At 71.7% G+C, this 15038-nt stretch carries 16 protein-coding genes; 11 read left to right on the forward strand and 5 right to left on the reverse strand.

Going from position 1 to position 15038, the window contains the following annotated elements; all coding sequences use genetic code 11:
- The first annotated feature begins 15 nt into the window (after positions 1-15).
- Together ACX25U_RS13440 and ACX25U_RS13445 are read left to right on the forward strand one after the other, a co-directional pair.
- Positions 16-840 carry a purine-nucleoside phosphorylase gene (locus ACX25U_RS13440; protein WP_454391868.1) on the forward strand — a complete coding sequence of 275 codons (825 nt, stop codon included), beginning with the start codon at positions 16-18 and terminating at the stop codon, positions 838-840.
- 314 nt (positions 841-1154) lie between these two features.
- Complete coding sequence (locus ACX25U_RS13445) at positions 1155-2810, forward strand: phospho-sugar mutase (RefSeq protein ID WP_454391870.1); 1656 nt, start codon at positions 1155-1157, stop codon at positions 2808-2810.
- 78 nt (positions 2811-2888) lie between these two features.
- On the opposite strand, the gene ACX25U_RS13450 is transcribed toward ACX25U_RS13445, so the two are convergent.
- Entirely contained in the window at positions 2889-3608 is a 720-nt protein-coding gene (locus ACX25U_RS13450; protein ID WP_454391872.1) for a PH domain-containing protein, read from the reverse strand.
- Positions 3609-3700: 92 nt separating this feature from the next.
- Between ACX25U_RS13450 and deoC the strand changes: the two genes are divergently transcribed.
- Genes deoC through ACX25U_RS13465 form a run of 3 tightly spaced genes read left to right on the forward strand, consistent with a single transcriptional unit; the run spans position 3701 to position 6997 of the window.
- Entirely contained in the window at positions 3701-4663 is a 963-nt protein-coding gene (deoC, locus tag ACX25U_RS13455) for a deoxyribose-phosphate aldolase (protein ID WP_454394253.1), read from the forward strand.
- Complete coding sequence (locus ACX25U_RS13460; protein WP_454394255.1) at positions 4663-6102, forward strand: aldehyde dehydrogenase family protein; 1440 nt, start codon at positions 4663-4665, stop codon at positions 6100-6102. Before deoC ends, ACX25U_RS13460 begins: the two co-directional genes overlap by 1 nt.
- Positions 6092-6997: an aldehyde dehydrogenase family protein gene (locus ACX25U_RS13465; protein ID WP_454391874.1), complete on the forward strand. Its 906-nt coding sequence runs from the start codon at positions 6092-6094 to the stop codon at positions 6995-6997. The genes ACX25U_RS13460 and ACX25U_RS13465 overlap by 11 nt, the downstream gene beginning before the upstream one ends.
- Positions 6998-7072: 75 nt before the next feature.
- On the opposite strand, the gene ACX25U_RS13470 is transcribed toward ACX25U_RS13465, so the two are convergent.
- On the reverse strand, positions 7073-7462 hold the full coding sequence (locus ACX25U_RS13470) for a hypothetical protein (RefSeq protein WP_454391876.1): 390 nt from the start codon (positions 7460-7462) through the stop codon (positions 7073-7075).
- A 127-nt stretch (positions 7463-7589) separates the two neighbouring features.
- Between ACX25U_RS13470 and ACX25U_RS13475 the strand changes: the two genes are divergently transcribed.
- On the forward strand, positions 7590-8225 hold the full coding sequence (locus ACX25U_RS13475; protein WP_454391878.1) for a uridine kinase family protein: 636 nt from the start codon (positions 7590-7592) through the stop codon (positions 8223-8225).
- Positions 8226-8432: 207 nt separating this feature from the next.
- On the opposite strand, the gene ACX25U_RS13480 is transcribed toward ACX25U_RS13475, so the two are convergent.
- Positions 8433-9170 (reverse strand): SigE family RNA polymerase sigma factor, encoded by a 738-nt coding sequence (locus tag ACX25U_RS13480; protein ID WP_454391879.1) that lies wholly within the window; start codon positions 9168-9170, stop codon positions 8433-8435.
- 202 nt (positions 9171-9372) lie between these two features.
- On the opposite strand from ACX25U_RS13480, the gene afsQ1 reads away from it, so the two are divergent.
- From afsQ1 to ACX25U_RS13505, 5 genes are all read left to right on the forward strand, one after another.
- A complete protein-coding gene (gene afsQ1 / locus ACX25U_RS13485; RefSeq protein ID WP_454391881.1) occupies positions 9373-10050 on the forward strand; it encodes a two-component system response regulator AfsQ1 in 678 nt (225 codons plus the stop codon).
- The gene (locus tag ACX25U_RS13490; RefSeq protein WP_454391883.1) at positions 10047-11657 is read left to right on the forward strand and encodes an ATP-binding protein; all 1611 of its coding nucleotides are present in this window, start codon (positions 10047-10049) and stop codon (positions 11655-11657) included. Before afsQ1 ends, ACX25U_RS13490 begins: the two co-directional genes overlap by 4 nt.
- Positions 11654-12259: a hypothetical protein gene (locus tag ACX25U_RS13495; protein WP_454391885.1), complete on the forward strand. Its 606-nt coding sequence runs from the start codon at positions 11654-11656 to the stop codon at positions 12257-12259. Before ACX25U_RS13490 ends, ACX25U_RS13495 begins: the two co-directional genes overlap by 4 nt.
- Before the next feature lie 93 nt (positions 12260-12352).
- A complete protein-coding gene (locus tag ACX25U_RS13500) occupies positions 12353-12934 on the forward strand; it encodes a VanZ family protein (protein ID WP_454391887.1) in 582 nt (193 codons plus the stop codon).
- A gap of 65 nt (positions 12935-12999) precedes the next feature.
- Positions 13000-13200, forward strand: a complete 201-nt coding sequence (locus ACX25U_RS13505) for a PspC domain-containing protein (protein WP_454391889.1) — start codon at positions 13000-13002, stop codon at positions 13198-13200.
- A 91-nt stretch (positions 13201-13291) separates the two neighbouring features.
- On the opposite strand, the gene ACX25U_RS13510 is transcribed toward ACX25U_RS13505, so the two are convergent.
- Positions 13292-13645, reverse strand: coding sequence for an ATP-binding protein (locus tag ACX25U_RS13510; RefSeq protein ID WP_454391891.1), 354 nt, complete (start codon positions 13643-13645; stop codon positions 13292-13294).
- Positions 13646-13773: 128 nt separating this feature from the next.
- Entirely contained in the window at positions 13774-14937 is a 1164-nt protein-coding gene (locus tag ACX25U_RS13515; RefSeq protein WP_454391893.1) for an adenosine deaminase, read from the reverse strand.
- Between the last annotated feature and the right edge of the window lie 101 nt (positions 14938-15038).

Here is a 15038-nt window from a genome sequence, read left to right on the forward strand (position 1 = left end):
GCTACCCTCGACAACGTGAACGCATCTCTACTCCCGGACGACATCCAGGGCGACCCCTACGCCGCTGCCGACGCCGCCGCCACGCGCCTGCGGGAACTCACCGGTGCCGAGACCCACGACGTCGCCCTCGTGATGGGCTCCGGCTGGGCTCCGGCCGTCGACGCCCTGGGGGCCCCCGACGCCGAGCTCCAGGTCACCGAGCTGCCCGGATTCCCGCCGCCGGCGGTGGAGGGCCACGGCGGCAAGATCCGCTCGTACGCCATCGGGAACAAGCGCGCCCTGGTCTTCCTGGGCCGCACCCACTACTACGAGGGCCGGGGCGTGGCCGCCGTGGCCCACGGCGTACGCACCGCCGTCTCGGCCGGATGCAAGACGATCGTGCTCACCAACGGCTGCGGCGGCCTGCGCGAGGGCATGCGCCCCGGCCAGCCCGTCCTGATCAGCGACCACATCAACCTGACGGCCACCTCCCCGATCGTCGGCGCCAACTTCGTCGACCTCACCGACCTCTACTCCCCCCGCCTGCGCGCCCTGTGCAAGGAGGTCGACCCCACCCTCGAGGAGGGCGTCTACGCCCAGTTCCCCGGCCCGCACTACGAGACGCCGGCCGAGATCCGCATGGCCCGCGTCATCGGCGCGGACCTGGTCGGCATGTCCACGGTCCTGGAAGCCATCGCCGCCCGCGAGGCCGGCGCCGAGGTCCTCGGCATCTCCCTGGTCACCAACCTCGCCGCCGGCATGACCGGCGAACCCCTCAACCACGAGGAAGTCCTCCGGGCGGGCCGGGACAGCGCCACCCGCATGGGCTCCCTCCTGGCCCAGGTGCTGGACCGCCTGTAAAGGGAACCCGCCCTCCGCCACGACGGCGGGACGGCCGCCCGACGGCGGAAGGGGCCGTGGGGGTGCGTCGACAGCCCGCCGCATACTTCGTCTCTGCCCAGTCCCACCATGGAGACTCGGAGCAGTACGCCCGTGCGCGGCGGGCTGGACGCACCCCCACGGCCCCGCCCACCACCACACCGCAGGCGCCCCCGCCCCCACCGCCGGAGGCACCCGCACCCCCACGGCCCGCCCCACCACCACACCGCAGGCGCCCCAGCCCCCACCGCCGGAGGCACAGGCCCCAGGACCGACACACGAGAGGCTGACCCCACGTGCACGACGACCTCATCGCAAGGGCCAAGGCCTGGCTGGCCGAGGACCCCGACCCGGACACCCGTGGCGAACTCGCCCGCCTCATCGACACCGGGGACGTCGAGGAACTCGCCGCCCGCTTCGCCGGCACCCTCCAGTTCGGCACCGCCGGCCTGCGCGGCGAACTCGGTGCCGGCCCCATGCGCATGAACCGCTCCGTCGTCGTCCGAGCCGCCGCCGGCCTCGCCGCGTACCTCACCAAGAACGGCCACACGGGCGGCCTGGTCGTCATCGGCTACGACGCCCGCCACAAGTCGGAAGACTTCGCCCGCGACACCGCCGCCGTCATGACCGGCGCCGGCCTGCGTGCCGCCGTACTCCCCCGCCCCCTCCCCACCCCCGTCCTCGCCTTCGCCATCCGGCACCTCGGCGCGGTCGCCGGCGTGGAGGTCACCGCCAGCCACAACCCGCCTCGCGACAACGGCTACAAGGTCTACCTGGGCGACGGCTCCCAGATCGTCCCGCCCGCCGACGCCGACATCGCCGCCGAGATCGACGCGATCACCACCCTCACCACCGTCCCCCGCCCGGACTCCGGCTGGGACACTCTCGGCGAGGACGTCCACGACGCCTACCTCGCCCGTACGGACGCCGTACTGAGCCCCGGCTCCCCCCGCACCGCCCGCACCGTCTACACGGCGATGCACGGCGTCGGCAAGGACACCCTCCTCGCCGCCTTCGCCCGCGCCGGCTTCCCCACCCCCGACCTGGTCCCCGAACAGGCGGAACCGGACCCGGACTTCCCGACCGTGGCCTTCCCCAACCCGGAGGAGCCCGGCGCGATGGACCTGGCGTTCGCGAAGGCCCGCGAGACGAACCCCGACCTGATCATCGCCAACGACCCGGACGCGGACCGCTGCGCCGTGGCGGTCAAGGACGGCGAGGACTGGCGCATGCTGCGCGGCGACGAGGTGGGCTCGCTCCTGGCCGCCCACCTGGTCGATCGCGGAGCCACCGGGACGTTCGCGGAGTCGATCGTGTCGTCCTCCCTCCTCGGCCGCATCGCCGAGAAGGCGGGCCTTCCCCACGAGGAGACCCTCACCGGCTTCAAGTGGATCGCCCGCGTGGAGGGCCTGCGCTACGGCTACGAGGAGGCCCTCGGCTACTGCGTCGACCCCGACGGCGTACGCGACAAGGACGGCATCACCGCGGCCCTGCTGATCGCCGAACTGGCCTCACGGCTCAAGCAGACGGCATCCGACGGCGGCTCCGCCGCGGGCCGCACCCTCCTGGACCTCCTCGACGACCTCGCCGTCGAGCACGGCCTGCACGCCACCGACCAGCTCTCGGTCCGCGTCCAGGACCTCTCGCTCATCGCCGACGTGATGCGCCGCCTGCGCGAGCAGCCCCCGACCGAGCTCGCGGGCCTGCCCATCACCCGCTCCGAGGATCTCACCCGGGGCACCGGCACACTGCCCCCCACGGACGGCCTCCGCTACACCCTCGACGGCGCCCGCGTGGTGGTCCGCCCCAGCGGCACGGAGCCCAAGCTGAAGTGCTACCTGGAGGTCGTGGTCCCGGTAGGGACGCACGCCGACCTCCCGACAGCCCGCGCGAAGGCCGCCGGGCTCCTGGCGTCGATCAAACGGGACCTGTCCACGGCCGCCGGCATCTGACCCACAGCCGTACCAAAGGCGAAAGGGGGGTCCCTCGCACAGAGGGACCCCCCTTCCCGAAACCCACCGGCGCGCCCGTCACCCCACCGCCAGCAGAATCGCCAGCAGAATCGCACCGGCCACCGTCGGCCCGACGATCTCGTACGCCCAGCGGACACTCACCTGCCCCTGGGCGGCCTCGGCGTTCTCGCGCCGTTCCTGAAGCTCACGCAGATCGTCCATGTGCTGGTCGGTCTCCGCGCGAATGGGCCCGTCGCCCCCGGCACCGGCGCCCGACCCGCGCCCCGGCCCCCCGAACCCGAAGGCACTGCCGCCACGTCCACCGGTCCCGGTCCGCCCCGCGCCGCCCACCCCGCGCTCGCCCGCGGCGGCGGCCCGCGCCTGCTGCCGGGCGGCCCGCTTGCGCGCCCGCAGGGAGACGGGCAACGCCCACAGCTGGTACTTGGTGCCGGACTGGTCGAAAACCTCGTTGGAGTAGCCGGAACGCAGTCCGGAGACCTGCCCCCACGGCAGCACGATCACACGGAAGGGATTGCGGACACGCAGCCGCTCGTCGTTGGCGAACACCGCGGGCCGCAGCGTGAAGGCGACCACGAGCGGCACGACGAGAATCATCGCGGCGAGCGCCAGCCAAGGGGTATGGCCCTCGCCCGCGACCAGCGCGTCGATGCCCAGCCACCCGACGACGGCGAGCAGCAGGACACCGCCCGCGATGCCGGCGGACGACCGGTACACCCGGTCCTTGAACTCGGGGCTCGGCGGCTGCGGCGCGGTGGGCTCGTGCTCGGGCGTCGTCATGGCCCCGATTGTGCACGACGCCCGAAAGCGACATGAGACGAGCCTCGGGGCTGTACAGCTGCTACGCGCGTAGATATGCTCGCCTGGTGACCATGCCCACCACTGCACCCGCTGCACCTGCTGCACTCGCCGGCGTCACCGCGTCCGACAGCACGCTGCGCCGCTTCCTCCACGGGCTGCCCGGCGTCGACGCGGTCGGCCTGGAGGCGCGCGCCGCCTCGCTCGGCACCCGTTCCATCAAGACCACCGCGAAGGCGTACGCCATCGACCTCGCCATCTCGATGGTCGACCTGACGACGCTGGAAGGCGCGGACACCCCCGGCAAGGTCCGGGCGCTCGGCGCCAAGGCGGTCCACCCCGACCCGACGGACCGTACGACCCCCACCACCGCGGCCGTCTGCGTCTACCCCGACATGGTGGCCGTCGCCAAACAGGCCGTCGCCGGCTCGGACGTGAAGGTCGCCTCGGTCGCCACCGCCTTCCCGGCCGGCCGCGCGCCGCTGAGCGTCAAGCTGGCGGACGTGCGCGAGGCGGTCGCCGCGGGCGCCGACGAGATCGACATGGTCATCGACCGCGGGGCGTTCCTCGCGGGCAGGTACCTGAAGGTGTACGACGAGATCGTCGCCGTGAAGGAGGCCTGCGGGGCGAGCGCCCGCCTGAAGGTCATCTTCGAGACCGGCGAGCTGTCGACGTATGACAACATCCGCCGGGCGAGCTGGCTCGGCATGCTGGCGGGCGCCGACTTCATCAAGACCTCCACCGGCAAGGTCGCCGTCAACGCGACCCCGGCCAACACCCTGCTCATGCTGGAGGCCGTCCGTGACTTCCGGGCGCAGACCGGTGTGCAGGTCGGGGTGAAGCCGGCCGGCGGCATCCGCACCTCCAAGGACGCGATCAAGTTCCTCGTCCTGGTCAACGAGACCGTCGGCGAGGACTGGCTGGACAACCACTGGTTCCGCTTCGGCGCCTCCTCGCTCCTGAACGACCTGCTGATGCAGCGTCAGAAGCTGGCCACCGGCCGTTACTCCGGCCCCGACTACGTGACGGTGGACTGATCACCATGGCATTCGAGTACGCACCCGCGCCCGAGTCGCGCGCGATCGTCGACATCGCCCCGTCCTACGGCCTGTTCATCGACGGCGAGTTCGGCGAGGCGGCCGACGGCAAGGTCTTCAAGACCGTCTCCCCCAGCACGGAAGAGGTGCTCTCCGAGGTCGCCCAGGCCGGTGAGGCCGACGTGGACCGCGCGGTCAGGGCCGCCCGGAAGGCCTTCGGGAAGTGGTCGGCGCTGCCCGGTTCCGAGCGCGCCAAGTACCTGTTCCGCATCGCCCGCGTCATCCAGGAGCGCAGCCGTGAGCTGGCGGTCCTGGAGACGCTGGACAACGGCAAGCCGATCAAGGAGACGAGGGACGCGGACCTGCCCCTGGTGGCCGCGCACTTCTTCTACTACGCCGGCTGGGCGGACAAGCTCGACCACGCGGGCTTCGGCCCGAACCCGAAGCCCCTGGGCGTGGCCGGCCAGGTCATCCCCTGGAACTTCCCCCTGCTGATGCTGGCGTGGAAGATCGCCCCGGCCCTCGCGACCGGCAACACGGTCGTGCTCAAGCCCGCCGAGACCACCCCGCTCTCCGCGCTGTTCTTCGCGGACGTCTGCCGCCAGGCGGGCCTGCCGAAGGGTGTCGTCAACATCCTTCCCGGCTACGGCGACGCGGGCGCCGCGCTCGTCGCGCACCCGGACGTGGACAAGGTCGCCTTCACCGGCTCCACGGCCGTCGGCAAGGAGATCGCCCGCACGGTCGCGGGCACGCGCAAGAAGCTGACCCTGGAACTGGGCGGCAAGGGCGCCAACATCGTCTTCGACGACGCGCCGATCGACCAGGCCGTCGAGGGCATCGTGGGCGGCATCTTCTTCAACCAGGGCCAGGTCTGCTGCGCGGGCTCGCGCCTGCTGGTCCAGGAGTCGATCCACGACGAGCTGCTCGACTCCCTCAAGCGCAGGCTCTCCACCCTGCGCCTGGGCGACCCGCTGGACAAGAACACCGACATCGGCGCGATCAACTCCGCCGAGCAGCTGGCCCGGATCACCGCGCTCGCCGAGCAGGGCGAGGCGGAGGGCGCCGAGCGCTGGTCGCCGGCCTGCGAACTCCCCTCCTCGGGTTACTGGTTCGCCCCGACGCTGTTCACGAACGTCACCCAGGCGCACACCATCGCCCGCGACGAGATCTTCGGCCCGGTGCTGTCCGTCCTCACCTTCCGCACCCCGGACGAGGCCGTCGCCAAGGCCAACAACACGCCGTACGGCCTCTCCGCCGGCATCTGGACGGAGAAGGGCTCCCGCATTCTGGCGGTGGCGAACAAGCTCCGCGCGGGCGTGATCTGGTCCAACACGTTCAACAAGTTCGACCCGACCTCGCCGTTCGGCGGCTACAAGGAGTCGGGCTTCGGCCGCGAGGGCGGCCGCCACGGCCTGGAGGCGTACCTCGATGTCCGATAAGACGGAAAAGACCGAGCCCCGACTGTCGGTCTTCAAGACCTACAAGCTGTACGTCGGCGGGAAGTTCCCGCGTTCCGAGAGCGGCCGGGTGTACGAGGTGACGGACTCCGAAGGCAACTGGCTGGCGAACGCACCGCTGTCCTCCCGCAAGGACGCCCGTGACGCGGTCGTGGCGGCGCGCAAGGCGTTCGGGGCGTGGTCCGGCGCGACGGCGTACAACCGGGGCCAGATCCTGTACCGCGTCGCGGAGATGCTGGAGGGCCGCCGCGAGCAGTTCGTACGCGAAGTGGCCGACGCGGAGGGCCTGTCGAAGTCGAAGGCCGCCGCCCAGGTGGACGCGGCGATCGACCGCTGGGTCTGGTACGCGGGCTGGACCGACAAGATCGCCCAGGTGGTGGGCGGCGGCAACCCGGTGGCGGGCCCGTTCTTCAACCTCTCCACGCCGGAACCGACGGGTGTCGTGGCGGTCCTGGCCCCGCAGGAGTCGTCGTTCCTGGGCCTGGTCTCGGTGATCGCCCCGGTGATCGCGACCGGCAACACGGCGGTCGTCGTGGCCTCCGAGAAGTCCCCGCTGCCCGCCCTCTCCCTGGGCGAGGTGCTGGCCACCTCCGACCTGCCCGGCGGTGTCGTCAACGTCCTGTCCGGCCGCACGGCGGAGATCGCCACGCCCCTCGCCGCCCACCAGGACGTCAACGCGATCGACCTGGCGGGCGCCGACGAGGACCTCGCCAGGGAACTGGAGATCGCGGCGGCGGACAACCTCAAGCGCGCCCTCCGTCCACAGCCTGTGGATTACTCCGCGGCTCCCGGCATCGACCGCCTGACGGCCTTCCTGGAGACGAAGACGGTCTGGCACCCCACGGGCGCGCTGGGCGCGTCGGGCTCGTCGTACTGAGCCGCCCCACGGACGAGAGCCGCGTCTCCCCTCCAACCAGGGAAGACGCGGCTCTTTCGCGTATGCCCACGGGCTTCAGCGCACCGTGCCGAGCGCCTGACCCGCCACCGGGATGCCGCCGATCGACGGGGCCTGGGCCACCGGGCCGGTCAGCATCTTCGAACTGACCGGCTTGAAGTCGGCGATCTGGGTGCCGACGCTGTTGTCGAGCGGGTCGACGCCGGTGCCCGCGAGGGGGTTGGGCTTGAGGCCCGCGACCGGGCCGGTGACGTGGTGGGCCGTGCCGGTCAGCGTCCGCACGGCCGCCTGCGGGTCGCTCTGACCGAACCGGTGGCCTCCGCCCGTGGCCGGGAGGACGTCCGCCGAGGCCGTCGTCGCGCCCGCGCCCAGAGCGACCCCGGCGGTCGCGACGGCGAGCAGGGCACGCCGGGCGGTGGAGCGGGGGGAGGACGCGTGTCGGGCCATTGCTGATGCCGCCTTCTGATGCACCGGGTAACGAGGTCGCCGCACAGAGTAGTTGAGATGTGAGCCACGCTTCAAAGCCGACCCGCGGAGTCGGCAGGGGCGTCACCATGCGTCAAACTGGTGTTCCGTGAGCTCTCATCTCCCGTCATCCGCCCGTGTCGTGCTGCTCTGCGGTCCCTCGGGCTCGGGCAAGTCCCTGGTCGCCGCCCGCTCCGGGCTTCCCGTGCTGCGCCTCGACGACTTCTACAAGGAGGGTGACGACCCCACCCTGCCGCTGGTGACGGGGAGTTCGGACATCGACTGGGACCACCCCGGCTCGTGGGACGCGGACGCCGCGGTGGAGGCGGTCACCCGGCTGTGCGCCACGGGCAGCGCGACGGTGCCGGTCTACGACATCGCCCTGAGCGCCCGTACCGGCGAGGAGCCGCTGCACATCGGCCGCGCCCCGCTGTTCATCGCGGAGGGCATCTTCGCCGCCGAGATCGTGGAGCGCTGCCGGGAACTGGGCGTCCTGGCCGACGCGCTGTGCCTGTCGCGCGGGCCGGTCACCACCTTCCGCCGGCGTTTCCTGCGCGATCTGCAGGAGGGCCGCAAGTCGGTGCCGTTCCTGCTGCGCCGCGGCTGGCGGCTGATGCGCGCCGAGCGGTCGATCGTCGCCCGTCAGGTCGCGCTGGGCGCCCACCCCTGCGACCTCGACGAGGCCCTGGGCCGGCTGAAGGCTGCGGCGGCGGGACGTCGGACGCAGGCACGGACGGCGGCGTAAGCGGCGTACGGCACGCGGACGTACGTACCCCGCACATCCGCGCGTGCGCGTGCGAAAACGGGGCTGGAAGGACCCCCCGGCCCTCCAGCCCCGCTCCCTTGGTGCTTCCCCACGTTCCCCCGTGTTGCTCCCCCGGATTCCCCCGATGTCCCCCCGGACTTCCCCCGTTCCCCCCTTTTCCCCCGTTCCCCCTGCCCTTCGGCCGGTTCAGGCGACGAGCTCGCCGAAGGACTCCTCCTGGTCACGGCCGAAGCTGAGGACCTCGTCCTCGCGCAGCCGGCGCAGCGAGCGCCAGATGCTGGACTTCACCGTGCCGACGCTGATGCCGAGGATGTCCGCGATCTCCGGGTCCGTACGGCCCTCGTAGTAGCGCAGGACCAGCATGGTGCGCTGGAGTTCGGGCAGCCGGGCGAGCGCCTGCCACAGGACCGCGCGCAGCTCGGTGCCGCGCATGGCGTCCGTGTCGCCGGGCGTCTCCGGCAGTTCCTCGGTCGGGTACTCGTTGAGCTTGCGGCGCCGCCAGGCGCTGATGTGCAGGTTGGTCATGGTGCGGCGGAGGTATCCGCCGACCGCCGCCTTGTCACTGATCCGGTCCCACGCCCGGTACGTCGAGAACAGCGCGCTCTGCAGCAGGTCCTCGGCCTCGAAGCGGTCGCCGGTGAGGTGGTAGGCGGTTGCGTACAGGGAGGCGCGGCGCTCCTGGACGTAGGCGGTGAACTCCACCTCCGACAGGGTGCGGCGCTCCCCCGAGACCTCCCCGTACGCGGTTCCCCCGTGTGTTTCCCCCGTGTGCGCGTCAACCACCGTCATGTACGCGGTGTGCTGACGCCCGGTGCCGCGAGCGCACCCCCGCCCGCTCACGGCACCGGACTTCTCCGAACCCCGGCCCACGTCGTGCAGACGCGTGACCACTGCGCTGTTGCTGGTGCTGTGCAGCGTGTTCATCTCGCGCCCCCCGTTCGTGGACTTCCGGTGTTCCGTCTGTTCCGTCGTGCTTCCTTGCCTGTGCCGAAAAGCTTGCCTGCGTGACTTCATGGCCATGTCCGCCGACTGTCACAGACCTGTCACAGGGGTCATGACACAGCGCTACCGGCCTGTAGCTGTCCAGGTGTCGAAACCCACCCCCGTATGCGCCAGAATGAGGCCCGTGCCTTCCCTGTTGCTGATCGAGGACGACGACGCCATCCGGACGGCCCTGGAGCTCTCACTGACGCGCCAGGGACACCGGGTGGCCACCGCTGCCAGCGGTGAGGACGGTCTGAAGCTGCTGCGCGAGCAGCGGCCGGACCTGATCGTGCTGGACGTGATGCTGCCCGGCATCGACGGGTTCGAGGTGTGCCGGCGCATCCGGCGCACGGACCAGCTGCCGATCATTCTGCTCACCGCGCGCAGCGACGACATCGACGTGGTGGTCGGGCTGGAGTCCGGAGCGGACGACTACGTCGTCAAACCGGTCCAGGGCCGGGTGCTGGACGCCCGGATCCGGGCCGTGCTGCGCCGCGGCGAGCGGGAGGCGAACGACTCGGCGGCCTTCGGCAGCCTCGTCATCGACCGTGCGGCGATGACGGTGACGAAGAACGGCGAGGACCTGCAGCTGACCCCGACCGAGCTCAGGCTGCTGCTGGAGCTGAGCCGGCGGCCCGGGCAGGCACTGTCCCGGCAGCAGCTGCTGCGGCTGGTGTGGGAGCACGACTACCTCGGTGACTCGCGGCTCGTGGACGCCTGTGTGCAGCGGCTGCGCGCCAAGGTCGAGGACGTGCCGTCGTCCCCGACGCTGATCCGTACCGTGCGCGGAGTCGGTTACCGCCTGGACGCGCCTCAGTGACGGATGAGCAAGGGGGGCTCCGCGGCTGGGCTGCGGGGCGCAGGGGAGCACTGTCCGGGCTGCGGTTCACCAGTCTGCGCCTGCGGCTGGTCGTCGTCTTCGCGCTGGTCGCGCTGACCGCCGCCGTGTCGGCGTCCGGGATCGCCTACTGGCTCAACCGCGAGGCGGTGCTCACCCGCGCCCAGGACGCGGTGCTGCGCGACTTCCAGCAGGAGATGCAGTACCGCGCGGGCGCGCTGCCGGCGCACCCGACGCAGGACCAGCTGCAGCACACCGCCGGTCAGATGGCCGGCAGCAGCCAGCGCTTCAGCGTGCTGCTGGTCGGCCAGGACACGAACGGCCGCACGGTGTACGGCACCTCCGGCGGCCTGAGCGGCTTCTCCCTCGAGGACGTGCCCGGGTCGCTGCGCGCCGCGGTGAACAAGCGGCAGCCGCTGTCGTCGGCCAACAAGTCGCCGTACCACCTGTACTGGCAGCGGGTCGGCCGGCACGGCACGCCGTACCTCGTCGCCGGGACCAAGGTGATCGGGGGCGGTCCGACCGGCTACATGCTCAAGTCGCTGGAGCCGGAGGCCAAGGACCTCAACTCGCTGGCCTGGTCGCTGGGCATCGCCACCGGCCTGGCGCTGATCGGCGCCGCGCTGCTCGCCCAGGCCGCCGCCACGACCGTGCTGAAGCCGGTGCACCGGCTCGGAATCGCCGCGCGCCGGCTCGGCGAGGGCAAGCTCGACACCCGGCTCAGGGTGTCCGGCACCGACGAACTCGCCGACCTGTCCCGCACGTTCAACAACGCGGCCGAGGCCCTGGAGAAGCGGGTCGCCGACATGGCCGCCCGCGACGATTCCTCCCGCCGCTTCGTGGCGGACATGAGCCATGAGCTGCGTACGCCGCTGACCGCCATCACCGCCGTGACGGAGGTGCTGGAGGAGGAGCTGGACTCCGAGGGCGGCGGCATCGACCCGATGATCGAGCCCGCGGTACGGCTCGTGGTCAGCGAGACCCGGAGGCTGAACGACCTGGTCGAGAACCTGATGGAGGTCACCCGCTTCGACGCGGGCACGGCCCGCCTGGTCCTGGACGACGTCGACATCGCCGACCAGATCACCGCCTGCGTCGACGCCCGCGCCTGGCTGGACGCGGTCGAGCTGGACGCCGAGCGCGGCATCCATGCCCGGCTCGACCCGCGCCGCCTGGACGTCATCCTCGCCAACCTCATCGGCAACGCGCTCAAGCACGGCGGCTCGCCGGTGCGGGTGTCGGTGCGCGAGTCGGCCGGGGAGACGGCGAAATCCGCCGAGATCGTCATCCAGGTCCGCGACCACGGCCCCGGCATCCCGGAGGACGTCCTGCCGCACGTGTTCGACCGGTTCTACAAGGCGAGCGCCTCCCGGCCGCGCTCCGAGGGCAGCGGCCTCGGCCTGTCGATCGCCCTGAACAACGCCCACATCCACGGCGGTGGCATCAGCGCGGCCAACTCCTCCGAGGGCGGCGCGGTGTTCACGCTGCGACTGCCGCAGGACGCCTCGGCGCTCGCGGCGGAGAAGGAGCAGGGCGACAAGGACGGCGGGAAGGGCGAGGGCAACGGTTCGAAGGGGGAGGCCCGATGAACGTACGCCGACTCCTGCCGGCGCTCCCCGCCCTGGCCCTGCTGCTCGCCGGCTGCGGGATCCGCTCCACCGAGGTGCCCACGGACTTCGGCGCCGCGCCCTCCCGTGTGCCCTGTTCGCTGTCGCAGCCGGACGTGACCACGCAGTCCTCGCGTGGAGTGCCCGTACAGGTGTTCCTGCTGTGCGGCTCGTCGCTGGTGACCGTCGACCGGACGGTACGGGTGCCGGAGAACACGGCGGACGCGCGGCGGCGCGTGATCGTGGCGCAGGGGCTGCTCGACCAGCTCGCCGCGGCACCGTCGTCCGGTGAGTCGGCGGCCGGGTACACCACGCACGTTCCCGGCGGTCTGACCGTCACCGGACCGCGCCCCAAGGACCCCGGGGAAACGCTCCGGCTGAGCACCGCACCGGACGGCCTCGCCCCTTACGCCCTCGCGCAGATCGTCTGCACACTGTCCGACTCGGCGGCCGCCGAGGGCGACGGCTCCGTGGTCCTCGGCGGCCCGGACGACACCCGGCTGCGCCGCTACCAGTGCAGCGAGGAGCTGCGCTCCCGGCCGGGCACCACGGAGCCGCCGTCGGCCCAGGTGACCGACGGCTGACACACGGACGGCCGGATACGTGTGGCACGGCACGCACGGCGGCGCGTGCCCGCTGCCGGAACCGATCGTGCCGAGGACCGCGTCTAGGGGAGCGTGCAGCGTCAAGGCTCCATCGGCGGCAGCGCCGCGATCCACGTCCGTGTGACAGGGGGTGCCCTCCTTGTCGCCCATCTCGCGCTCGTCGCCTGGCTCATGCTGCGCCCGCTGGACGTCCCCTGGGTGACGCCGCCCAACCTGCGCCCGCTCGCCACCATCCGCGCCGACCTGGCGCTGGGCCGGCTCGAGGCGGCCCGGCGCATCGGCGAGGGACTCGCGCTGCTCGCTCCGCTGGGCGTCCTGCTGCCGATGGCCCACGGCAGACTCCGCGTCTCCCCGGTGGCCTCTCTGATCCGTACGCTGGCCGCCGGCGCCCTGGTCTCGCTGGGCATAGCCCTGCTGCAGACCGGCGTGCCCGGCCGGGTCGTGGACGTGGACACCCTGCTGCTCAACACCGTGGGCGTGGCCCTGGCCCACCTGGCGATCGTCCCCGCGGGCCGCTCCCGCCTCCGCCACAGGGCCGAGCGCCGGGACCGGCCGACCGTACGCCAGGAGGACCCGCCTCAGGGTCGCACCCCGACGATTCCCAGGGTGGGCATCGCCCCGTGGAGTGACGCTCTGCCCCCTTCGTCTCCGTAACGTGGTCATCGGACGGGGCAGCCGACGGGGAGGCCCCGCACCCAACAGTTCACGGAGGAGTTCGGATGACCGCCCTTGCCCGCCCCACCCACGGCCGCATGATCGGCGGAGTGTGCGCCGCGCTGGCTCGGCGCTTCGGTACCTCCGCGACGACGATGCGCGTGCTCTTCCTGCTCTCCTGCCTGCTGCCGGGCCCGCAGTTCCTGGTCTACATCGTGCTGTGGATCCTGCTGCCCTCGGAGGACAAGGCCCGTACGGCCTGGTAGTCCCCGGGCCGATCTGCAAGTGCCGTACGCCACAACGCCGTCGGGGCGCACCCTGAAGCAAGGGGTGCGCCCCGGTCGTATGGTGGCCGGCTCAGCCCAGCGGCAGCCCGTTCACCGGCGCGCCGTGGGTGGGCAGCCCCTGCACCGGCAGCCCGCCGAGCAGGCCGGCGGCCGGCTTGGTCGGGCCGTTCCCGAGCGTGTCGCGGGCGACGGGCTGCGCGGCGGCGAGGCCCTTCTGGACCGTGGGCTTGGCCTGGTTCAGCGCCTGGCCGGCCCCCGGCAGCGTCTTGCTGACGTTCTCCGTCGGGAGCGCCTTGCTGACGGAGCCGAGTACCTGGCCCGCGTCCGGGGCGGCCGGCGCGGCGTTCGCGGCGCCCGCGCCGGCGGCGGCGAAAGCGGCACCGAGGGCGGCGACACCGAGGGTCTTGGCGGCAGACTGCTTCATGAAAATGCGTCCTTGAATGGAAGACGGGGAACCGAGCGGTCCACGACCGTAAACATCCCGAGCCGCCCGCCGCAAACGCGGAAATGCGGACGGACTGTGAAGACCGCCGGCTTCCTCTCCCCTCCCGATCAATCCCCTGATCCTGCAGAATCGCTGGTAGACGCAGCCCCCTGAAACAGCCATTCGGATTTCAGCGCCGCGTATCCGGGCTTGATCACGTCATTGATCATCGCCAGTCGTTCATCGAAAGGAATGAACGCTGATTTCATCGCATTGACGGAGAACCACTGCATGTCGTCGAGCGTGTAACCGAATGCCTCGACAAGGTGCTCGAATTCCCGGCTCATGCTGGTGTGGGACATGAGCCGGTTGTCCGTGTTGACCGTGGCGCGGAACAGCAGCCGCCGCAGCAGCCCGATCGGATGCTCGGCGTACGACGACGCCGCGCCGGTCTGGAGGTTGGAGCTGGGGCACAGCTCCAGCGGGATGCGCTTGTCGCGGACGTAGGAGGCCAGCCGCCCCAGCTCGACCGTGCCGTCCTCGTGCACCTGGATGTCGTCGATGATGCGCACCCCGTGCCCGAGCCGGTCGGCGCCGCACCACTGCAGGGCCTGCCAGATGGACGGCAGCCCGAAGGCCTCGCCTGCGTGGATGGTGAAGTGGTTGTTCTCCCGCTTCAGGTACTCGAAGGCGTCCAGGTGCCGGGTGGGCGGGTAACCGGCCTCCGCGCCCGCGATGTCGAAGCCGACCACACCCGAGTCCCGGTACTGGTTGGCGAGTTCGGCGATCTCCAGGGAGCGGGCCGCGTGCCGCATCGCGGTGAGCAGGGCGCCGACCCGGATCCGGTGGCCGTCGGCGAGGGCGCTCCGTTCCCCTTCCCGGAAGCCCTCGTTGACGGCCTCGACGACCTCCTTCAGGCTCAGCCCGCCCTCCAGGTGCTGCTCGGGGGCGTAGCGCACCTCGGCGTAGACGACACCGTCCGCGGCGAGGTCCTCGGCGCACTCGCGGGCGACCCGGACGAGGGCGTCGCGGGTCTGCATGACGCCGACGGTGTGCGAGAAGGTCTCCAAGTACCGTTCGAGGGAACCGGAGTCGGCGGCCTCCCGGAACCACAGGCCGAGCTTTTCCGGGTCGGTCTCGGGGAGCTGGGTGTATCCGGCGTCGTGGGCGAGTTCGACGATCGTGGCCGGGCGGAGCCCGCCGTCGAGGTGGTCGTGCAGCAGAACCTTGGGCGCCCGGCGGATCTGGTCCGAGCTCGGGGTGTTCCCCATGTGGGCAGTCTGGCTCGTCATTTCCGCACTCTAACTCCTACGCGCGTAGATCATCCCCTGTACACATCCGTCGATATGTAACGGTGACCGCCCGGACGGGTGGCGTACACCGGTGATTCTGA

The sequence above is a fragment of the Streptomyces sp. JNUCC 63 genome (assembly GCF_054366325.1).